At 33.5% G+C, this 20,538-nt stretch carries 22 protein-coding genes; 3 read left to right on the forward strand and 19 right to left on the reverse strand.

Features of this window, described 5'->3' with window-relative positions; translation table 11 throughout:
* Positions 1 to 379: 379 nt before the first annotated feature.
* Positions 380 to 1,591, forward strand: coding sequence for a class I SAM-dependent methyltransferase (locus CPAL_RS05645; protein WP_061858125.1), 1,212 nt, complete (start codon positions 380 to 382; stop codon positions 1,589 to 1,591).
* A 159-nt stretch (positions 1,592 to 1,750) separates the two neighbouring features.
* Here the strand turns inward: CPAL_RS05645 and CPAL_RS05650 are convergent, their stop codons facing one another.
* The 3 genes from CPAL_RS05650 to CPAL_RS05660 form a co-directional block, all read right to left on the reverse strand.
* Positions 1,751 to 2,047, reverse strand: a complete 297-nt coding sequence (locus CPAL_RS05650; protein WP_061858126.1) for a hypothetical protein — start codon at positions 2,045 to 2,047, stop codon at positions 1,751 to 1,753.
* 11 nt (positions 2,048 to 2,058) lie between these two features.
* Positions 2,059 to 2,529 (reverse strand): metallophosphoesterase family protein, encoded by a 471-nt coding sequence (locus CPAL_RS05655; protein ID WP_061858127.1) that lies wholly within the window; start codon positions 2,527 to 2,529, stop codon positions 2,059 to 2,061.
* A gap of 99 nt (positions 2,530 to 2,628) precedes the next feature.
* Positions 2,629 to 2,823: a DUF4250 domain-containing protein gene (locus CPAL_RS05660; RefSeq protein WP_061858128.1), complete on the reverse strand. Its 195-nt coding sequence runs from the start codon at positions 2,821 to 2,823 to the stop codon at positions 2,629 to 2,631.
* 480 nt (positions 2,824 to 3,303) lie between these two features.
* On the opposite strand from CPAL_RS05660, the gene CPAL_RS05665 reads away from it, so the two are divergent.
* Positions 3,304 to 3,630 carry a hypothetical protein gene (locus CPAL_RS05665; RefSeq protein WP_061858129.1) on the forward strand — a complete coding sequence of 109 codons (327 nt, stop codon included), beginning with the start codon at positions 3,304 to 3,306 and terminating at the stop codon, positions 3,628 to 3,630.
* A gap of 214 nt (positions 3,631 to 3,844) precedes the next feature.
* Positions 3,845 to 4,705, forward strand: a complete 861-nt coding sequence (locus CPAL_RS05670; protein ID WP_061858130.1) for a MerR family transcriptional regulator — start codon at positions 3,845 to 3,847, stop codon at positions 4,703 to 4,705.
* A 68-nt stretch (positions 4,706 to 4,773) separates the two neighbouring features.
* Here the strand turns inward: CPAL_RS05670 and CPAL_RS05675 are convergent, their stop codons facing one another.
* The 16 genes from CPAL_RS05675 to CPAL_RS05750 form a co-directional block, all read right to left on the reverse strand.
* A complete protein-coding gene (locus CPAL_RS05675) occupies positions 4,774 to 5,955 on the reverse strand; it encodes a CaiB/BaiF CoA transferase family protein (RefSeq protein ID WP_061858131.1) in 1,182 nt (393 codons plus the stop codon).
* Between the two features lie 29 nt (positions 5,956 to 5,984).
* Entirely contained in the window at positions 5,985 to 6,362 is a 378-nt protein-coding gene (locus tag CPAL_RS05680; RefSeq protein ID WP_061858132.1) for a hotdog fold domain-containing protein, read from the reverse strand.
* A gap of 51 nt (positions 6,363 to 6,413) precedes the next feature.
* On the reverse strand, positions 6,414 to 6,872 hold the full coding sequence (locus tag CPAL_RS05685) for a hypothetical protein (RefSeq protein ID WP_061858133.1): 459 nt from the start codon (positions 6,870 to 6,872) through the stop codon (positions 6,414 to 6,416).
* An 80-nt stretch (positions 6,873 to 6,952) separates the two neighbouring features.
* On the reverse strand, positions 6,953 to 8,314 hold the full coding sequence (brnQ, locus tag CPAL_RS05690) for a branched-chain amino acid transport system II carrier protein (RefSeq protein WP_106024249.1): 1,362 nt from the start codon (positions 8,312 to 8,314) through the stop codon (positions 6,953 to 6,955).
* A 47-nt stretch (positions 8,315 to 8,361) separates the two neighbouring features.
* Positions 8,362 to 9,471, reverse strand: a complete 1,110-nt coding sequence (gene acrA, locus CPAL_RS05695) for an acryloyl-CoA reductase electron transfer subunit beta (RefSeq protein ID WP_061858135.1) — start codon at positions 9,469 to 9,471, stop codon at positions 8,362 to 8,364.
* 21 nt (positions 9,472 to 9,492) lie between these two features.
* Positions 9,493 to 10,296 carry an acryloyl-CoA reductase electron transfer subunit gamma gene (acrB, locus tag CPAL_RS05700; RefSeq protein WP_061858136.1) on the reverse strand — a complete coding sequence of 268 codons (804 nt, stop codon included), beginning with the start codon at positions 10,294 to 10,296 and terminating at the stop codon, positions 9,493 to 9,495.
* A 19-nt stretch (positions 10,297 to 10,315) separates the two neighbouring features.
* Positions 10,316 to 11,461, reverse strand: a complete 1,146-nt coding sequence (gene acrC, locus CPAL_RS05705; protein WP_061858137.1) for an acryloyl-CoA reductase — start codon at positions 11,459 to 11,461, stop codon at positions 10,316 to 10,318.
* Between the two features lie 312 nt (positions 11,462 to 11,773).
* Positions 11,774 to 13,027, reverse strand: a complete 1,254-nt coding sequence (gene preA / locus CPAL_RS05710; protein ID WP_061858138.1) for an NAD-dependent dihydropyrimidine dehydrogenase subunit PreA — start codon at positions 13,025 to 13,027, stop codon at positions 11,774 to 11,776.
* 11 nt (positions 13,028 to 13,038) lie between these two features.
* Positions 13,039 to 14,253: an FAD-dependent oxidoreductase gene (locus CPAL_RS05715; protein ID WP_061858139.1), complete on the reverse strand. Its 1,215-nt coding sequence runs from the start codon at positions 14,251 to 14,253 to the stop codon at positions 13,039 to 13,041.
* Between the two features lie 181 nt (positions 14,254 to 14,434).
* Positions 14,435 to 14,917, reverse strand: coding sequence for a DUF1097 domain-containing protein (locus CPAL_RS05720; protein ID WP_061858140.1), 483 nt, complete (start codon positions 14,915 to 14,917; stop codon positions 14,435 to 14,437).
* Between the two features lie 33 nt (positions 14,918 to 14,950).
* A complete protein-coding gene (gene hydA, locus CPAL_RS05725) occupies positions 14,951 to 16,339 on the reverse strand; it encodes a dihydropyrimidinase (protein ID WP_061858141.1) in 1,389 nt (462 codons plus the stop codon).
* A 78-nt stretch (positions 16,340 to 16,417) separates the two neighbouring features.
* The gene (locus CPAL_RS05730) at positions 16,418 to 17,638 is read right to left on the reverse strand and encodes a Zn-dependent hydrolase (protein ID WP_061858142.1); all 1,221 of its coding nucleotides are present in this window, start codon (positions 17,636 to 17,638) and stop codon (positions 16,418 to 16,420) included.
* Between the two features lie 172 nt (positions 17,639 to 17,810).
* A complete protein-coding gene (locus CPAL_RS05735) occupies positions 17,811 to 18,242 on the reverse strand; it encodes a hotdog domain-containing protein (RefSeq protein ID WP_061858143.1) in 432 nt (143 codons plus the stop codon).
* Between the two features lie 49 nt (positions 18,243 to 18,291).
* A complete protein-coding gene (locus CPAL_RS05740) occupies positions 18,292 to 18,690 on the reverse strand; it encodes a hotdog fold domain-containing protein (protein ID WP_061858144.1) in 399 nt (132 codons plus the stop codon).
* A gap of 316 nt (positions 18,691 to 19,006) precedes the next feature.
* Complete coding sequence (locus CPAL_RS05745; protein ID WP_061858145.1) at positions 19,007 to 19,618, reverse strand: ABC transporter ATP-binding protein; 612 nt, start codon at positions 19,616 to 19,618, stop codon at positions 19,007 to 19,009.
* Positions 19,608 to 20,534, reverse strand: a complete 927-nt coding sequence (locus tag CPAL_RS05750) for an ABC transporter ATP-binding protein (protein WP_106024250.1) — start codon at positions 20,532 to 20,534, stop codon at positions 19,608 to 19,610. Before CPAL_RS05750 ends, CPAL_RS05745 begins: the two co-directional genes overlap by 11 nt.
* Positions 20,535 to 20,538: the final 4 nt, after the last annotated feature.

Below are 20,538 nucleotides of genomic sequence, written 5' to 3' on the forward strand. Positions count from 1 at the left end.
CATTAATTACATTGTCAAGGTCGGGTAGTATTTTCTACGAAAATCTCCACCCTTCCCTTAACAATTGCAACTAAAAGATTATGCGTGGTTTTCTCAATAAGTGTTGCATTTAATATTGCAATTTAGAAAAAATTTATCACATTAAAATTCCATCATGTTAAATTATTTATTATAATAATATTCTTTTACATTACTTATGTTACAACATTCTTTTTTAATTATAAAAACTTATTCATAAGTTTTATAAAAATTTCCATTGAATTTTACTATCTCTTCTGCAAAAACTAATAAGACAAAATAATAAATTGTCAACTCTTAATTTTCTTTGTTATACTATATCTATTACAAAACTTAGGAAATTGGAGGATTAAAATTACATATGAACAAACAAAGTATAGCTAAACTAAAGCTTTTTTTCATGGGATTAGAGAATAGATATTCTGAAAACAGTTCTATTTTTAAAGAAATTACAACTACTTTTAAAGCTGGTCTAAAAACTTTTAAAGGAAAAGGGTTCTATGAAAATGGAAACATAAAATATAATTTCAATGGAGTAACTGTAATAAAAAACATAAAAGATATACTTAAGGATATAGCAAAAGATGCAGAAAGTTATGAATCTCTTGAACTTGTATATAGTGAAAGAGGTACTAATATATTGATTACTGCGGATAATAAAAATGTTTCAATGAAAAATATAGAAATCTCTGAATCACCTTCTGATAAATCAGATAATAAGTCTAGAGGATTATGTGATGTAGGATGTAATGACCATAATGTAGATGTTAAAACCTCTACTCTTTTAAATAGAGATTATTTTATTAAAGTGGGAAAAGCAGACCCTCTTCTCAAAGAAATCAACATTATGACCAAAGATGGAAAAATTAAGAATGATAAGATAAGGAAATATAATCAAATAGACCATTATGTTGAACTTTTAGACAATATATTTGATAAGCTTTCAAATAAAGGGACTTTAACTATATTAGATTGTGGATGTGGCAAATCATACCTTTCCTTTGTCTTAAATTACTACTTAACAGAAGTCAAAAAGTTAAAGTGTCACTTTATAGGAATAGATTACTCTGAATCTGTAATAAAATCTTCAAAAAAAATGGCTGAAAATCTTGGCTATAGAAATATGGAATTTCATGCTATGGATATAAAGGACTATGTTCCAAAGAGACAAATAAATGTGGTGCTATCTCTACATGCTTGCGACACTGCAACTGATATGGCTCTTGCTTTAGGAATAAGAGTAAATTCCGACGTTATAATTGCAGTTCCTTGCTGCCATAGAGAACTTTTAAATCAATATTCCTATGAACCTTTTAAACCTATAATAAAACATGGAATATTAAAGGCTAGAATGGCTGATATTCTGACTGATGGCATGAGAGCTGCTATGCTTGAAGCAAAGGGATATGATGTTTCTGTAGTTGAATATATATCTCCTCTTGAAACTCCTAAAAACCTTATGATTAGAGCCATAAAGACAAAAGATGAAGACCCTAAGGCCATGGAAGAATATTTAAACTTAATGCAAGTGCTAAATGTGTATCCAGCACTTTATAGATTTTTGAATGAATAAAACAATTGTAGCTTTGCCCACGACAAAACATCCATAACTTTTCACGTGAATTGATGAAATATTTGAGCATCATGTATTAGATTTGCATTTATGAAATCTTCTTTGCATAGCGAAACTTTCATAAATGCAAATCTCATGTGTGATGTTATATATTGTTTTTTATCTATAAAGTTTAAAATATAGTATTATAGCAATTATAATGTTAGGAAGGCCAAATAAGGATACTGCTCTTGCCCAATTCTCTCCTTCCTCCAATGCCTTATTTCCCTTTTCTCCTCTTGCTTCAGCTCTTTTTCTTGAGATTAGCCCTATATTCTTAAACATACTAGACATTACAACGCTGATTACAGCTGCAACTCCAGATATTGCAAATGAAAACTGCCAATTATCAATTGCCATAGAAACTAAGGCTCCTATAGCAGCAACAAATAATCCTATTACTAAAGCAATAATCATATTACTCCTCCTTACTTAACAGCTAGTTCAACTACTTTTGCTTCAACTGAATTCTCATATATTTCAAGATAAGCAATACTGACTGGTAATCTAAATCTTATTGGTCCTGCACTTCCTGGGTTTAAATACAATATTCCATCTTTTTCTTCCAACGAAGGCTTATGGGAATGTCCACTAATAACCACATTAAAACCAGATCCTTTAGGATCTAAATCTAACTCGTTTATATCATGTAATATGTATATGAACTTTCCTCCAATCTCCACTATTTCAGTTTTAGGATATCTTTTGGCAAGTTCTCCTTTATCATTATTGCCTCTCACAGCAACAACAGGAGCTTTAATATTTAATTTTTCGATAATATCACTACTCCCAATGTCTCCTGCATGAATTATCATATCTACATTATTGAATGCTGATACAACTTCATCTCTTAACAACCCATGGGTATCTGAAATTACACCTATCTTATGCATACTCATTATTGTCTCCTTATGATTTAATTTAATAATTTGCAAAATATATAAAAATAGGACCTCTTAAATAATCATGAGGTTCCTATTTGTATTCTCATAACCAATCTACACCGCCGTAAATTGGTTAATGGATTCAGTGTATTCGTAACCTACTGATTTCAGTTTGCTTTTTATTTTTTCAATATCTATTTCATAGTTATTACAAAAATCCTGAAGGCTATTAAATTCATTTCTTAATTTCATGTTAACTACACTTAATAGCATATAAGGATCCATAACTAAAAGCTTTTCTCTATCCATTATTATATCACCATCCAAATAAAAATTATAACTCATATTTTTTAATATATCAAAATCATGGCAATAGAATTATTTTACAGCGTAAAATAGTTCTAAGTGGATGCGCAGTGGAAACACCTTCTTTATTTTCCTCTAGTTCCTATAAAATTTCCGGTGAATTGATTAGATATTTGAACATCACCTATGGAATTTGCATTGTAGAAAGCGTTGAATAAGCAATTAGAAGCTTGCCTAAATGCAAATCCCATGCTTGATGTTACATATAAGAAAATTCCATCGCAATTTTCTTAAATTCTTCTATTGTCAAATACATATTTTCATATATAATATACTAGTCAGGAGTGCAAAATAAATATATAAATACATTAATATTTATATTTATTATTTTATTATTTCATAATTTTTAAACCAATATGCTCCAGTATATGAAATACAGCATAAGTTTAAAATATTATTATCTCATTTGAAAGAGGTGCTGCAATGAAAAAATTTGAAGAACTTATAAACGAAACCTTAGAAGCTGAGGATTCTGAAGAATTAGAAGCTGCGGCAGATTTGTTTCAGTTTGGTGTAGAGAAAGGATATTATACCAAAACTCAAGCGGCTAGGTTTAATGATACTTATTGGAAGGTAAAGGATAGATGCTTAGCTACTGAGATTGCTAAACAAGTAAAAGGAAACAAGCTGGATATTATGAGTATAGTATCTAGTGCTTCAACTGACATTAAAAATGATAATGATAAACTTATGAATTATGTAAATGATCGTCTAAAGGCATTAAGAGGAAAAATAAAGGGACTCAAATAGACATATTAAAAATCATCAATTAGCATTAATTGATGATTTTTTTATTTTATCATAATCATGTTCTTTTTAATATCAGAATATAATATCATATATTTTAATAAGTGTTTAACAATGATGATATATGTAAAAATTTTTAGAATATTAATCTATTGAACTTCTTTCGCATTAATAGTAACATAAAATTAACTCATAAGTAAATATTTGGAGGTAATGAATGAGAAGAGGAGATAAATATTTAATAGGTGAAGTAGAAAAAATTTGTAATGTTCCTAAAAAAACATTGCGTTATTATGACTCCATAGGACTAGTCGTTCCTGAACTTAGAGATGAAGGAAATAATTACAGATATTATAGTAAAAATCAGATGGTAACAATATGTATAATTCGTAGATTACGAATGCTGGGATTTTCAATAGAAGAAATACGCGAAATACTGAATGATAACAAAGCAGAAACTCTTAAAAAAAATATAGAACGTAAACTCATGGAAATGTCCAAGCAAATAAATGACTTGGAAAAAAAGTATTATGATACATGCGTTTTTCTAGAAAGACTTAAGAAAGGATCAGATATGATTTCTTATTGCGACAAAGATAATAGTTTCAACACTGATATACACATTGAAGAAATTCCTGAGGTAGATTTAGTTTTTACTAAAAAATTAATGAAAAATTATTCTAATGAAGAGGTATCCTTAGAAAGATGGGTTGAAATAATTAATTTATGCAATGATCTACAGCTAAAAAGCAAAGGTTCAATTATTGTTACATATCATTCAAAACCTCTTGAGCAGTTTTTATATAAAGATTCTCTAGTTGAATTTGGAATGTGCATAGAATCTCCTACAAAATACGAGAATTGCAGAAAGTTTGGAGGATTTACCGCCGTCACTACTACCCACATTGGAAATTACTCAAATATTGTAAATACTCATATAAAAATGATACAGTGGATTAACAAAAATGGTTACAAGATTGCAGGTAATATATCTGAAGAATTTATTATATCACCTCTTGATGTAAACAATGTAGACGAGCATATTACAAAAGTAATAATTCCTGTAACAAAAGCTTGAATTGTAAACAATTTCTATAAATCAAAAGCTTAGGGAACTCTTCTTATGAGTTCCCATTTCATTCTTAATTATATAACACCTTCTGATTTTAGATTTTTAATTTCTTCTTCTGTAAGTCCGAAAACTTCTGCATTATGTTGTCCTAATAATGGAGATGGAGCTTCTACACTACCTGGAGTTTCTGAAAGCTTTATAACACAGCCTTGGTAATATTGTTCTCCTGCTGTTGGGTGATTAACATGCACCATCATTTCTCTCGCCTGAATATGTGGATGCTCTATTGCCTCTTTAACGTTTAATACTGGACCGCATGGGATTCCTGCTTTATCCATTATATCTTCTATTTCTTTCTTCGTATAATTCTTGCACCAGTCACGAATTATATTTTGTAAATCTGGTACATAGTTTTCACAACGAGAAACATTTGTTTTATAACGAGGATCTTCAAGAAGTTCTTCATGACCTATAGTAGCACAGAATTTTTTAAATAACCTGTCATTACCAACTCCAAGAGCTACAAAACCATCCTTACACTTATAAATATCAAATGGACATATAGATGGATCTATATTTCCTTGACGTTCTGGAATAAAACCACCTATTGTATAGTTTACAATTGCATTTTCGAGTAAACTGAAAATTGTATCTATCATTGATACGTCAACATGTTGTCCTTTACCTGTCTTTTCACGATTGTAAAGGGCTAATAGTATTCCTACTGATAAATAAATTCCTGCAACATGATCTGCAATAGAAGGTCCAACCTTTACTGGATCTGTGTGTTTAAAACCTGTAAGATAAACCATACCACCCATGGCCTGTGCTACGATATCATAACAAGGACGATGTGTAATTGGTCCATATTGTCCAAATCCTGAACCTGAAGCATAAATAATAGTTGGATTTACCTTCTTTACAGACTCATAATCAATACCAAGCCTCTTTGTAACTCCACCCTTATAGTTCTCAACTAAAATATCAGCATCTTTTACAAGATCATAGAACATCTGTAACCCTTTTTCAGTTTTAAGGTTAAGAGTTACTCCCTTTTTATTACGGTTTACAAAGCAATAGAAACCACTTTCACCACTCTTTTCATCAATCGGTCCCCATGTACGAGATTGTTCACCATCAACTGGCTCAATCTTTATAACCTCTGCACCATAGTCAGCTAAAATCATTGTACAGAATGGTCCATTTAATGCGGTAGTGAGGTCAATTACTTTTAAACCTTCAAGTGCTTTTCTCATCTATAAACTCCCCCTATATTTGACCTATATTAATATGCCTCATAGACAAACTGAACTACTGCTGATAGCGGTGGATCAGGTAATACATCAATAGAACTTGGGTATGGTGGATTTTCAGGAACTTCAATAATCTTAAAAGCACGAACTTCAATTAATGCACGTTTCCCTTCTATCTTCTTAATTCTTCCAATATACTCCATATAGTCGCCTGCATATGAAGGAAGATAAAGACGAACTTTCTTTACCTCAACACAATGACCTGTGTTTCCAAATTCTTTCGCCATAAGTCTGTTTGCTACATCATTCATAAGTGTAATATTTCTTGCACCGTTTACAACTCCGCCGCCATAAAATACATCACGGTCTGACATTCTATAACGAAATGTTACTGTTTGTTGTTCATTCATAACACAACTCTCCTTTATTTTATATTTTGGATTTAGATTTTTATCTTAGATTTATTCTGGAAAATCCTCTAGTGCACGCCATGGATCTTTTACTGTTCCATCTGGTTGTGCTCCACGCTGTAAGTGCTTTTTAACTACTAAGCGAACATATCCTTCTGTACAAAGTACAGGTTCATCGAACCAAATCATATCTCCTGGTTTACAATCGGTTTTCCCTTCACGAAAAGCAGGTGTTGCAACTTTATAAACTTCAATTTTACAGTCACGAGATGTGTTTCCAGCATGTATAAGAGTTGCTTTAAAATCAACCATATCTCCTACATAAATATCTTTGTAGCATTTAACATCATGATATCCAAGGCAAAGTGACTCATCACCATCATTTAAAATCATTTGTTCTGTTTCAGCGTCTCCGATAAAATCAAATTGACGCCCAATTGGTACTAGTCCATCTGGATTGCCAGCATCTGCTGTTGTCATGTTATAGCTTAAAAAAGATACTCTTCTCATTATGACATCCTCCTAATATTTTTTATTATTTACATGCCTGCGCAATTGCGCACGCATTGATTTAACTAAGTTTTAAACTACTAGACTTTTATATTTTTATCAGATACTACTTTGTTTTTTTGGAATACTAAATAACCCATAATTGCAGCTACTGCTGTCCATGGTACCCACGCTAGCTTGTCAGATGATAGCGGAAGGCTCTCATATAATGTGCTTAAGTAACCTAAATTTATATTTAACTTAATTCCATAAGTATAAATGCTATCATAAACTCCAAATATTAAGGATGTTATCATTGCATAGCGGCATAGATTTAAATGTCTTTCACTTTGGTTGTTTGGCATTAATGAATAATATAAAACAAGTACGATAGCTGCTGGGTAAATACCATCAAGAATTGGTCCTAGAATTGTAAGTATTGAAGAAAGCCCCATACATCCGAAAAGTGTGCTAAAAATTAAAATTGCAATAGATGCCTTCTTGTAATCAATCTTTTTATCTGTTACTTCTACAAAGAATTCAGCACATCCAGAAGTCATGCCAATTGCTGTTGTAAGCGCTGCAAAGAATAGTGCGATTGAAAATAATTTACCCCCTAATTTTCCAATAAGTTTAGTAGCAATTGCTGTATAGAGAGCTGTATATTCTAAATCAATTGTACCTCCTGTAGAAGCACCTATTAACATATGAGCAAGATGTGTACAACTTAACATTGCTATACCTACAATACCAACCCTTACAACATTTTTACTCATACGTTCCTGTGAAACACCTTTATCCTTAAGAGAATTTAAGATAACAACTCCAAATATTAATGCGCAAAGAATTTCAGCTGTTGCATAACCGTTTGTGAAACCATAGGCAAATGCTGAACCTTTATAGGTCTTTGCAACCGGCTCCCCAATTGGTGAAATTATACCTTTTCCTACAATAATAATTACAGTTATAATAAGAAATGGGAAAAGAATGCTTGAAATACGATCCATTGTCTTTCCAGGATTCATTAAGAACCAATAAGTTATAATATAGAATAATATAGTAAATATAATCAGCGGTAACTTTGCTTCACGATTTAAACCAAAAGCCTGTACTATAGAGTCCCAAGATGCTGCACTCATACGTGGTATAGCATACAAAGGTCCCAGCACAATAATACTTGCTATTGAATATGCTAAACCTAGTTTATTTCCAAGTACACGATTAGTAATTTCTCTATAAGTGCCATTTCCTCTTGATAATGCAACATATCCAAGCAATGTAAGCAGTAAAGCTGTTATAAATGCTCCAGCAAAGGCAGCCCAAACAGATGTACCGCTTTCTTTCCCCCAGTTTACTGGCCACACCATACTAGATGCCCCGAAGTGCATTGAAAAAAGTGCTCCACCCATTGAAAGTAGTACTGCTAATTTCAGATCTCCATTCTTATTTAAACTTTTACTCATACATACCTCCACTAATTAAATATTTAGCTAAACCATGCCAACATCATTTATATTTTATTGCTCTTTACCTTTGTAATTTCATCAATCATCATTGGAACAACCTTAAATAAGTCTCCAACAATACCATAGTCTGCACAATCAAAGATTGGAGCTGTTGCGTCCTTATTTACTGCGATTATTAATTCAGAATCCTGCATACCTGCCTTATGTTGAATTGCACCGGAAATACCAAGGGCAATGTAAATCTTTGGATGTACAGTCTTACCTGTCTGACCAACCTGATGATCTGCTGTAAGCCAGCCTGAGTCAATAACAGCACGGCTTCCACCTATAACTCCACCACCAAAAGCATCTGCAAGCTTATGCGCAAGCTGGATTCCAGCCTCAACATTCTTACTAATACCACGGCCTACGGAAACGATAACATCTGCACCAATTAAATCAATCAACTGTCTTTTTTCTTTAACAACCTTAAGAACTTTTGTATTTATATCACTTTCACAAATAGAAACAGGATGTAGTTCTATTTCACATGCATCAGCCTTTGCTTGATTAAATTCTGATTTCTTCATGACACCTGGACGTACAGTTGACATACATGGTCTGAAACGTGGACAGATAATTGTTGCCATAAGATGCCCTCCAAATGCGGGACGTGTCATTTTTAAGTTCACATCATCCATTTTGAAAGTTGTCTTTGATAGATCAAGAGTAGAAGATTTTGAAAGGAAATCAACATACTTTTTCATGTCAATATCAAGATGTGTGCAGTCTGCTGTAAGTCCTGTATGTAAACGTGCTGCACAGCGTGGAGCCAGATCTCGACCAATGCTAGATGCTCCCATTAATATAACTTCAGGTTTCTTCTCCATTACAATGTCGCAAAGTACCTTTGTATACGCATCTGTTGTATAAACCTCTAATACAGGATCATCACATACTATTACCTTGTCTGCACCGTATCCTCCAAGTTCTCTAGCAATGTCTTTTACATTGTATCCAAGAAGTACACCCACAAGCTTTGATCCGCGCTCATCAGCCAGCTTACGACCCTCGGAGATTAATTCAAAATCAGTATTCATTAATTTTCCATTACGCTGTTCACAAAATACCCAAATATCCTTGAACGCACTTATATCAGAACTATTAAAACTCATATTCTCATGTCTCCTTTCAAATTAAATAACATGTTTCTCCTGTAATCTCGCTACTAAATCTGCTATTGCTTCTCTGCTAGCCCCTTCAAACATCATGCCTACACCCTTCTGAGGTGGTGTAAAAGACTTGAATATATTAGTAGGTGAACCTTTAAGCCCAATTGTATCCACCTCAATTAATGGTTCATCCTTAAGTGCTTGGAAATCAAGGATTGTAAGTGGTTTCTTATAGCAATTCATAATACCATCTATAGTCATATAACGAGTTGGAGAATTTTTTTCTTTTATACATGTGATTAGACAAGGAGTTTGAACCTGAATTATCATATATCCATCTTCAAGCATACGCTTTACTACTAGTTCATTATCTTTCTTACTAATTTCAGATACATAAGTAACTTGAGGAATATTAAGCTTTTCTGCAATTTGAGGTCCAACCTGCGCTGTATCCCCATCAATTGCCTGACGTCCACAGAAAATGATGTCCTCTTTACTAATTCCAAGATGTGAAATTGCTGCTGCAATAATCTGAGATGTTGCAAATGTATCAGAGCCACTGAATTCTCGCGAAGAAATCAGAACAGCATCATCTGCACCCATGGCAAGAAGCTCACGAAGCATTTTCTCTGCTTGAGGAGGACCCATTGTTATCGCTGTTACCCTGCATCCGGTTATATCTTTAAGTCTAAGTGCCTGCTCCATGGCGCCCATATCGTCTGGATTGGTTATAGTAGCCATAGAAGCACGATTTAGAGTTCCATCTGGATTTATTGCAACTTTACCTGAAGTATCCGGAACCTGTTTAACACAAACATAAATTCTCATTATTCCCTACACCCCTTTTCTATTTATTCATAACTGCTCTAGAGATAACTACTTTATGAATTTCAGAAGTACCCTCATAAATTTCTGTAATTTTAGCATCACGATACATACGTTCCAATGGATAATCCTTCATATAGCCATATCCTCCATGAATTTGGAGTGCTAAATTTGTAACAAAACGTGCATTTTCAGAAGCATTAAGCTTACACATAGCTGCCTCTGTTGTAAAAGGTTTCCCAGAATCCTCAAGATATGCAGCATACTGTACAAGGGTTTTTGCAGCCATTGTCTTTGTTGCCATATCAGCAATATACCATTGTATGCCCTGCAAATTTGCAATTGGCTTGCCAAATTGCACACGTTCTTTTGAATATTTAATAGAAAGTTCTAAAGCACCTTCTGCAACTCCTACAGCTTGAGCCCCTATTCCTATACGCGCTCTATCAAGTGCTTGCATTGCAATTTTAAAACCTTCCCCTTCTTTTCCAATAAGATTAGAAGCTGGAACACGGCAATCTTCAAATATAAGTTCAGCCGTTTCCGAACCTGCAAGTCCCATTTTTTCCTCAATCTTACCAACACTAAATCCTGGTGTTCCTTTTTCAACTATGATTGCAGACATTCCCTTTAATCCCTTGTTAGGCTGTGTAAGTGCAAATACTATAAGTACATCTGCACGGCTGCCTCCAGAAATAAAGCACTTTGTTCCATTTAATATATACTCATTTGTTTCCGGATCAAAAATAGCTGTTGTCTTTACGGAACCTGCATCAGAACCAGCATTTGGCTCGGTGAGTGCAAATGCTCCTAAGGATCCCCCCTTTGTAATCATAGGAAGATATTTCTGCTTCTGCTCTTCATTTCCATGCCTGTAGATACATTGAGGTGCAATTAGATGGATTGATAAAATTGCTGCAGAAGTCATACACTTCTTTGCAAACTCTGAAACAGCTATAACTTTTTCTAATGCACCACCACCAGAACCTCCGTACTGACTAGGAATGCCTATTCCCGTAAACCCCAGTGATGCCATCTTTTTGAAATTTTCTTCTGGAAAAACATGTTCAAGATCAATACGTGCTGCAGCTGGTTCTAATTCATTCTCGGCAAACTGTTGAGCTAAGTCTTTAATCATTTCCTGTTCTCTGGTTAATGAAAAATCCATATGCTTTCTCATCCTTTCTTTAATATGGAGTAGAGACATTTTTTAATACTATATTTAATGACCACACTTTGATGCTTCATCTTATTTTCTAATACTCTTCTTGCTATATTTCATATAAAATGTTATCTTATCCAGTTACTGGAATGTCAACAACTTTATTATGTTTTTATTTATATAATTTCAGTCAAGCTTTCCCACGCTAAAATCCTAATATAATTTCAAGATATATAGTATATAACTCTGTTCTATAGTATCTAGTAATTTTAAAAAAGACTGTTGATAAGATACGCCTATCAACAGTCCTAATTTAATTTAAGAGTATATAGTTTTTAAAGCTACTTCATGTGGCTCTCTATTTTCCTTGAATCGAACTTCACCTGGAGTAATGCATTGATATACAGGGCAAACATTTAAGCATAAATGACAGCCAACACATTTATCATTTATAGTAGGTTTTCTATTTTCCTTATTCCAATCAATAGCTTGATGTCCTCCATCATAGCAAGAAATATAACACCTGCCGCAGCCAACACATAGTTCTTCATTTATTTTAGGAATAATCCTAAATGAACGATCAATTTCATCTGCTCCAACTATATTAGGTAATGCTAAACCTACTAAATCTTTTAATTTTTCAACTCCTCTCTCTTCCATATAGTAAGATAATCCACTAATCATATCCTCAACAATTCTATATCCATATTGCATTACTGCAGTTGTAACTTGTATGTTTTCACAACCTAATAACAAGAATTCTAAACAATCCTGCCAAGTTTCTATACCACCTATTCCTGAAACTGGAATATCCTTTAGTTCTGGATCATGTTTTAAATCTGAAATAAATCTAAGAGCTATAGGTTTTATTGCCGCACCAGAATATCCTGATACAGAAGATTTACCATTTACTACAGGCATTGCAGTTAGGTTTTCTAAATCAATATTAGTAATGGATTTAACTGTGTTAATAGCAGATATTCCTTTAGCTCCTGCCTCTATAGCAGCCTTTGCTGGAACCTGCATTAAAGTAATATTTGGTGTCATTTTAGCAATAACCGGTAGATGAGTGTTTTCTACTACAGCTTTAGTGTATTCATATACTAAAGCTGGATTTGTTCCTACATCAGAACCCATGGAAGAACTAGTCATTTGTGGACAAGAGAAGTTACATTCTATCATATCTGCTCCTGCTTCAGTTACCTTTTTAGCTAAAATTTCCCACTCTTCTTTAGTGCTGCCCATAATGCTAACAGCTAGAACTTTAGTAGGGTAATCTTTCTTTAATCTTCGTATATACTCTAAATTAACCTCTAATGGCTTTTCAGATATCTGTTCCATATTCTTAAATCCTGTCCAAGGAGTTCCTTCCTTTTTAGTTATGTCAAATCTAGGAGAGCATTCATCAGGAATATAAATACCTACTGTTTTATAGAAAACTCCTGCCCATCCTGCATCGAAAGCCTTAGCTATCATATCGTAATTGCTACAAACCGGTGAAGAAGATAGAAAAAATGGATTTTCACATTTTACACCTAAAAATTCTATAGATAAATCCTTTTTATATGCCATAATGACCCCTCCTATTTATTTAAATATGAAATAATTTTTTCTGCAGATTCTTTTCCCTCAGCAACTGCCTCTACCACAGTCTTTCCGCCGTTAATAAAGTCTCCAGCTGCAAATACGCCTTCTTCAATGGCATAGTTTTTATATTCTTCACTAGCTTCTTGTCCAATTGCAAAGATTATATGATCTGCCTTTAACTTCATTTCTGAGTATCCGTCTCTAGATTTGCAAACTAAACCTACAACCTTATTATTTTCTCCAAGTATCCTCTCTGGAGCAAACTCTGTATATATAGGTATTCCCATGCTTTGAGCATAGTGAAGTTCAGAACTATGTGCAGGTGATTCCTCAATACTTCTTCTATATACAATGCTAACTTTACCCTTAGATAACTGTCTAGCAGTTGTTGCACAATCCAATGCCACATCTCCTAGTCCAATAACAACAACGTTATCACCTATTTCAATTTTTCCGTTAGAACTTCGAGCATTTGCTAAAAATGATAATGCACTTTCTACTCCATTTAAATCGCGACCTTCAATATTAATATCCTTAGATTTAGAAAGACCAACACCAATGAATATAGCATTATATTCATTTTTTAATTTCTTAATATCCTCTGGTGCAATATGTTCATTAGTTCTAAATTCTACACCTAATTCCCTAAGACAATTAATATCTTGCTCAACAACTTCTTGAGGTAGACGTGATGGAGTGATTCCATAAGTAAGCATTCCGCCTATCCTTTCCTTTTCTTCAAAGACTGTTACTTGATATCCTTCCTCAGCTAACCTTGCAGCACATGCTAAAGAGGCTGGTCCAGAACCTACACATGCAATTCTTTCTTCTCTTTTTTTCTTAGGAGCCTTTAAAACCTTTAAATTAAATAATTTTTCTTGATCCATTGCGAACTTTTGTAATTTTCCAATATTGATTGGTTTGTCTATTCCGGTTCTGCTGCATGCTTTTTCACATAAGTCTTCATGTGGACATATCATGGCACAACATGCTCCAAGTATATTGTTAGATCTAATAACCTCTGCTGCTCCCTTTATATTCTTAAAGCGAATAGAACGTATAAACTTTCCTGGGTCAGTTTTTGCTGGACATTCTTTGCTGCATGGTGGATCCTCACATAATAAACATCTACTAGCTTCCTCAATTGCTGTTCTAATATTATAATCCTGCACATTTTGCTCACCATAAGCGAGTTTGTTAACTTTTGCCATTATAATTCCCCCTTACATAAATATAAAAGTTTATATTTCTAACAAATAACAGATGGTATATATGTCCATCTATTATTTATGGGTTTCTTTGATATACATTTATAAAGAGTACATAAGGGTTATCTCGAGATTTTATACCATGAGATAGCCCTTATATACATATATTAGTTTTTAATTTACTTTATAAATTTTTTTCTACTTTTCTACTCTTTTTATTAGTGAGATTAAAAAGCCAATCTCCGCTGCATTGACATGCGTGTCCTAATAAGCCTCCTAATAAAAGTGAAGGTAATACAAGCTTCCAATCTCCATTTGCAGCAAAAGTTGAAAAACTTCCAAAAAAAGTTCCAGGTATATATGCAAATAATTTACTTTTTGCTTGAATACACATACCAAATGTTATTATCGTTGTCATAATAGATCCAGCTATTTCAGGTTGAATTCCAAGTACTGGGCTTAATTTTATTGCAATCATAGCCCAAATTACTCCACTTATATTTGCAATAAGAGAAGCTTTTAATCCTTCCTTCTTTCCTCCTGCTGCAAAGTAACTTGTGCAACCAGAAAATCCAGCCCATCCTAATAACCCAATTATGCCGCTTACATAACTCCAAATTCCGCACAAAATGGCTGTTGTTATTGAAAGTGACAATAATGAACCCATCTTTCACCTCTAATCTAAATAATTATTTATAAATTAAACTATTATAGGAGCTCCTCTCTTTATAAATTCTCCTCTTCCTTCTTCTCCTACAAACTTACCATTTTCAGCAATCAAATCTCCTCGAGAGAAAGTTGCTACAGGATATCCTTTTATTTCAAATCCTTCATAAGGTGTATAATCAACATTTTCATGTAAAATACCCTTTGTTATCTTTACTTTCTTATTAGGATCTAAAACTACTATATCTGCATCACTGCCTACTGCAATTGTTCCTTTTTTAGGATACATACCAAATATCTTTGCACTATTTGTAGATGTAATTTCAACAAATTTATTTAAAGAAATCCTTCCCTTATCTACACCTTCTGAATACATTAATGCCATTCTTAATTCAATACCTGGAGCTCCATTAGGTATCTTAGTGAAATCATCCTTACCCAATTCTTTTTGTTTCATAAAAAATGGACAGTGATCTGTCGCAATAGTTTGTAAAACACCATCGTTAATCATCTTCCAAAGCGCTTCATTATTCTTCTTGTTCCTTAATGGTGGTGACATTACATATTTTGAACCATTAAAATTAGGTTCCTCGTATCTTGTATCATCTAATAGTAAATATTGTGGACATGTTTCACCCATTACTGGTAGGCCTTTTTCTCTAGCCTTTTTAATTGCAGCAGCAGACTCTTCACAGCTTACATGAACTACATGTAAAGGCGCATTTGAAATCTGTGCCATCTTTATTGCTCTATTTGTAGCCTCTTCTTCACATATATAAGGTCTTGACATTGCATGGTACTTTGGTTCAATCTTTCCTTCAGAAAGAAGTTTTTCTGTTAAATACTTTATAGCATAATAGTTTTCTGCATGTACACCAATAAGTCCACCTGCCTCACTAGCAGTTTTTAAAACTTCAATTAAAGTAAAGTCATCAACTCTCATATTGTCATATACCATAAATACTTTAAAACTAGAATATCCTTCAGAAATAACTTGAGGAATCTCCTTCTTTACATCATCATTTATTTGTGTAACCGCAATATGAATTCCATAATCTATAACAGCTTTATTATCAGCCTTTTTTCTCCATATATCAGCAGTCTCGTGTAAAGTCTTACCCTGAGGTTGCACAGCAAAATCTACTATGGTAGTAGTTCCACCAATTGCAGCAGCTTTAGTTCCAGTGCAAAAATCATCACTAGAGTAAGTTCCTCCGAAAGGCATATCTAAATGAGTATGCGCATCAATTCCTCCAGGTATAAGATACATTCCATTTGCATCATAAACTCTATCAGCTTCAGTTGCTAATATATTTTCTCCTATTTCCACTATTTTTTGATTCTTGACAGCAACATCTGCTTTAAATGTATCTGCTGCTGTAACAACAGTTCCATTCTTAATGACAAGATCATATTTTGCCATTATATAACACCTCTTTCTTACCTTTTTAATAAGCAACTATTACTTAACACATATCACTGAAATACAGGCTATTAGCTTTTATTTTTTATCAATTTGTAAGATTGTTTGTAGCAATACATTAGCTCCCTTGAAGCAATCATCATCGTCAGTTTTTTCTATTTCACAATGGCTATGTCCACCAATACTTGGAACGAAAATCATAGTTGTAGGTAACATATCTGCTACATATTGAGCATCATGCCCAGGACCACTATACATTCTCTTACTTGAATAACCGTAAAGGTTAGCAGCATTTTCAACAAAATTAACTAATTCTTTATCAAAAGTAACAGTTTTGCGTGACCATAATTCTTTGTAGCTAACTTCACATTTTGCAAGTTCTTTTGGAATATTTTCAATTATCTTAACAACTTGTTTTATTACCTCTGGATCTTGATGTCTTGCGTCCAAAGTAAATCTAACATCATCAGGTATAATTGTATGAATATTTGGAGAGCAATTAATTCTACCAGTAGTATATACTAGCTTGCTGTCAAGCTTATCTAGTTCTCTATGAAGATATTGAATGGCTTCAGAAGCTGCTAAAAGAGCATCTCTTCTAAGTTTTTGCGGAACTGTTCCTGCATGGCCAGCTTGTCCTCTGAATCTAAATTCATAGTTAACCATTCCAACAACGCCTTCTACAACTCCTATACTTATGTTTTCAGCTTCAAGTACTGGACCTTGTTCAATATGAAGTTCTACATAAGCCTTATAATCTTTAGGATTCATTCTATTCTTCTCGTCACCCTTATATCCACTTGCATCTAATGCTTCACCAAAAGTTATTCCTTCTGTATCTTTTGATGCTAGCATCTTTTCTTTATCAAACTTACCAGTTATAACACCTGAAGACATCATAGCTGGGTCAAAGCGTGCTCCCTCTTCATTTGTCCAAATCATAGCTGTAATAGGATGTCTGTGAGGAATCTTCTCAGTAACAATAGTTTCAAGAACCTCCATTGCTGATATTACGCCTAATATACCATCATAATTTCCACCTTGTATTACCGAATCACAGTGAGAACCCATTGCTATACGTGGAAGATCCTCTGATCCTTTAATAGTTGCATACATATTTCCCATATCATCTGTTACGATATCTGCACCTATAGCTTTCATTCTCTTAGAAAATTCTGCTCTTGCTTGTAAAGCTTCTTTAGATAAAGATAGTCTTGTTATTCCACCTCTTCCAGTATCACCAAATTTACTAAATGTAACAATCTTATCAACTAATCTTTCTTTGTTACAAGTTACCATACAAAACACACTTCCTTCTTTAAATTTTTATAATGAATCGTTTACATTATAAATATTTATGCTTATACCATTATCAATATGACATAAAAGCCAGCTCAAAAAATAGTATCTTATGAACTGACTTTTACATAATTTATGGTATTTATGAACCCCCGTATTTATTATCTGAATTTTAATCCCATCTATTTTTTACAACGCCTGATGGTTGAACTCCACGTTGTAAAGGCTTCTTAACAACTAATGTACCAACAGCTCTAGCAACAAGTACTGGTGGATCTAATACGTCTACATCACTTTCTGCTGCATCTGGCTTTCCGTTTCTTCTTGCTGGTGTAGCTACTTTATATGTTTCAAATTCGCATCTACGTGAACTATTACCTACCTTCACTATTCTGCCTCTTGCTTCTATATAATCTCCTTCATATACAGGAGCTAAAAATTCAACGTTTTCATATGATGCGAATAAAGATTCATCTCCATCTTGTAATACACAAAGTTCTGTTCCAACATCTCCATAAATATCTAAATGTATGTTAGGTTGAACAACTCCTCCTGCATAGTGTCCTTTGTTCATTCTATATCTTAATACAGACTCTCTTACCATACTAAATACCTCCTATTTTTATTAATAAACTTATGACTATAATTTAAATCTATTTTTCTGGTACTACATAAGTTGCAATTGCCTCAGATGTCATAACTGGAGTTTCTAAAACATCTACTGCTGAATCTTGTTCTTTAATACGAGCATTAGTAGCTATCTTGAAAGCTCTGCATTGAACCTTTCTCTTATTTCCTTCTATTCCGATAATTCTTGCTGCTACTTCTAAGAAATCGCCAGCATACATTGGTGCTGTAAATTGTATTGTATCGTATCCTATGCATTGTCCTTCATTTCCATCATGCATTATCATTAATTCTGTAGCAGCATCTCCCATAAGCTCAATTGCATGAGATCCATTTACTAATTCCCCTGCATAGTGAGCATCTCCTGAAGATAGACGCACACGAATCATAGTTTCATAATTCTTTTCTGGTTTTACAAATGCCATAATCTTTTACCTCCTAAAATTTTAAAAATTTATTACTTATCTCTTTTATCCTTGCGTAAATCTCATTGCTTTTTATATCCTATGTTTGTCCTTTCAAATAAAACTTTATAATATCCAGTTACTGGAATGTCAATAATTTTTTTGGTTTCTTTTTACAAGATCACATTAACTTTTGGACATACCTTCTATCTACTGTAGATGAATCAATAAAAACCATATTTGTAGACAAAAAATTAAATATTTAAATAGAAATGAATAACTTTTAAACAAAAAAATAATAAAGCAGAATTAACTGCTTTATTCATAAACTTAATGACTAAATATTATTAATATCTCTTAAATCTACAATTCTTGTACATACTCTCTTTGCCAGTTCTTCATTATGAGTTACTACAAGCATTCCCAGATTATTCTTTTTTACGATCCTTAACATCAAATTCCATATTTGAGCTTGGGTTATAACATCCAGCATTGTACTCATTTCATCAGCTATTAAAAATTTTGTATTTGGTCCTAATGCCCTTGCAATGCAAAATCTCTGTAATTCTCCACCAGATAATTCAGAGGGCCATCTGTTAAGCCATTCTTTTTCTATTCCAATCTCTTTTAAAAACTCATCATCAGGTTTCCAAGCTTCATATAATGTATCTCTCATCTTCCATCTTGGATTTACAGCTTTTTCAGGATGTTGATATATTAACTGTACTGGACAATATCCCCTGTTAGGTAATGGTTTCCCATCAAACAGAACTTCTCCCTCTATAGGTATTTCATATCCTGCAAGTATCTTAGACAGAGTGCTTTTTCCATACCCTGAAGGGCCGATTAATCCTACACGTTCTCCAACCTCAACAGAGAGACTTACATTTCTTAATATCCACGGTCCTTTATTATATCTAAAACTTATATTCTTTGCTTCAATACGCATGAATACACCTAACCTCCCCGCCTCTTACCTTTCTCATCTTAATGTTCCCAGCACAAGCATCTGTTCTTTTGCTGCATCGCGGTGCAAATAAACATCCTGAAGGAAGATCTCCAGCATAAGGTTGAAACCCAGGTGTTGGTTTAAATCCATTTTGAGGAAGTGCTTCCCATAAAGCTTTCGTATAAGGATGACGAAGAGCATCCTTTCCTTTAATAAAGTCATCAACCTGTGCGATTTCAACTGTAGTTCCCGCATAAAAAACCGCTATTCTATCTGCATATTTAAGGGCTAAATCAATATCATGAGTTATAATAATTACTGAACATCCATTATCTGCAAGCTCTCTAAAATTCTGCATAGCCTCTTTAGCTATTTTAGAACATAACCCAGGTGTAGGTTCATCTGCAATAATGAGCTTAGCATTTTTAATAACAGCTGTTGAAATCAATACTCTACGCGCCATTCCACCTGATAATTGAAACGGAAACATCTTTGATACTGCTTCCTTTAGATTATATCGTTTAAAAATCTTCTTTTGCTCCTTTTCTGTTGCATCAATCCCCTGCACCTGTTTTCCAACCCTCATAAGAGGATCCAAATAGGATATGGATTGTGGTACAAATGCAATTTCTTTCCCCCTCAACTTTTTCTGATAATCCGGCGTTAATTCCTTTCCACAATATTTCATACTTCCGCTTATTTTTGCATTTGAAGGAAGTATTCCTAAAATAGCATGAGCCAAGAGGCTTTTACCGGAGCCGCTAGAGCCAACAATCGCCAATATCTCGCCTTTCTTAACACTTATATCTAAATCTGATATTACCTTTAAGTCCTTTTGTGTAAATCCTTCATCATACATACGAAACTTAACAGAAAGATTTTTTACTTCCAATACCGTTTTTCTATCGCTTTCCATCAAT

The organism is Clostridium thermopalmarium DSM 5974 (assembly GCF_002995795.1).
Classification (GTDB): domain Bacteria; phylum Bacillota; class Clostridia; order Clostridiales; family Clostridiaceae; genus Clostridium_H; species Clostridium_H thermopalmarium.

What these genes read in the sequence shown, in the direction of transcription:
- CPAL_RS05645 (WP_061858125.1), top strand. Translation starts at nt 380, where the DNA reads ATGAACAAACAAAGTATAGCTAAACTAAAGCTTTTTTTCATGGGATTA.
- CPAL_RS05650 (WP_061858126.1), bottom strand. Translation starts at nt 2,047, where the DNA reads ATGATTATTGCTTTAGTAATAGGATTATTTGTTGCTGCTATAGGAGCC.
- CPAL_RS05655 (WP_061858127.1), bottom strand. Translation starts at nt 2,529, where the DNA reads ATGAGTATGCATAAGATAGGTGTAATTTCAGATACCCATGGGTTGTTA.
- CPAL_RS05660 (WP_061858128.1), bottom strand. Translation starts at nt 2,823, where the DNA reads ATGGATAGAGAAAAGCTTTTAGTTATGGATCCTTATATGCTATTAAGT.
- CPAL_RS05665 (WP_061858129.1), top strand. Translation starts at nt 3,304, where the DNA reads ATGAAAAAATTTGAAGAACTTATAAACGAAACCTTAGAAGCTGAGGAT.
- CPAL_RS05670 (WP_061858130.1), top strand. Translation starts at nt 3,845, where the DNA reads ATGAGAAGAGGAGATAAATATTTAATAGGTGAAGTAGAAAAAATTTGT.
- CPAL_RS05675 (WP_061858131.1), bottom strand. Translation starts at nt 5,955, where the DNA reads ATGAGAAAAGCACTTGAAGGTTTAAAAGTAATTGACCTCACTACCGCA.
- CPAL_RS05680 (WP_061858132.1), bottom strand. Translation starts at nt 6,362, where the DNA reads ATGAATGAACAACAAACAGTAACATTTCGTTATAGAATGTCAGACCGT.
- CPAL_RS05685 (WP_061858133.1), bottom strand. Translation starts at nt 6,872, where the DNA reads ATGAGAAGAGTATCTTTTTTAAGCTATAACATGACAACAGCAGATGCT.
- brnQ (WP_106024249.1), bottom strand. Translation starts at nt 8,314, where the DNA reads ATGAGTAAAAGTTTAAATAAGAATGGAGATCTGAAATTAGCAGTACTA.
- acrA (WP_061858135.1), bottom strand. Translation starts at nt 9,471, where the DNA reads ATGAGTTTTAATAGTTCTGATATAAGTGCGTTCAAGGATATTTGGGTA.
- acrB (WP_061858136.1), bottom strand. Translation starts at nt 10,296, where the DNA reads ATGAGAATTTATGTTTGTGTTAAACAGGTTCCGGATACTTCAGGTAAA.
- acrC (WP_061858137.1), bottom strand. Translation starts at nt 11,461, where the DNA reads ATGGATTTTTCATTAACCAGAGAACAGGAAATGATTAAAGACTTAGCT.
- preA (WP_061858138.1), bottom strand. Translation starts at nt 13,027, where the DNA reads ATGGCATATAAAAAGGATTTATCTATAGAATTTTTAGGTGTAAAATGT.
- CPAL_RS05715 (WP_061858139.1), bottom strand. Translation starts at nt 14,253, where the DNA reads ATGGCAAAAGTTAACAAACTCGCTTATGGTGAGCAAAATGTGCAGGAT.
- CPAL_RS05720 (WP_061858140.1), bottom strand. Translation starts at nt 14,917, where the DNA reads ATGGGTTCATTATTGTCACTTTCAATAACAACAGCCATTTTGTGCGGA.
- hydA (WP_061858141.1), bottom strand. Translation starts at nt 16,339, where the DNA reads ATGGCAAAATATGATCTTGTCATTAAGAATGGAACTGTTGTTACAGCA.
- CPAL_RS05730 (WP_061858142.1), bottom strand. Translation starts at nt 17,638, where the DNA reads ATGGTAACTTGTAACAAAGAAAGATTAGTTGATAAGATTGTTACATTT.
- CPAL_RS05735 (WP_061858143.1), bottom strand. Translation starts at nt 18,242, where the DNA reads ATGGTAAGAGAGTCTGTATTAAGATATAGAATGAACAAAGGACACTAT.
- CPAL_RS05740 (WP_061858144.1), bottom strand. Translation starts at nt 18,690, where the DNA reads ATGGCATTTGTAAAACCAGAAAAGAATTATGAAACTATGATTCGTGTG.
- CPAL_RS05745 (WP_061858145.1), bottom strand. Translation starts at nt 19,618, where the DNA reads ATGCGTATTGAAGCAAAGAATATAAGTTTTAGATATAATAAAGGACCG.
- CPAL_RS05750 (WP_106024250.1), bottom strand. Translation starts at nt 20,534, where the DNA reads ATGGAAAGCGATAGAAAAACGGTATTGGAAGTAAAAAATCTTTCTGTT.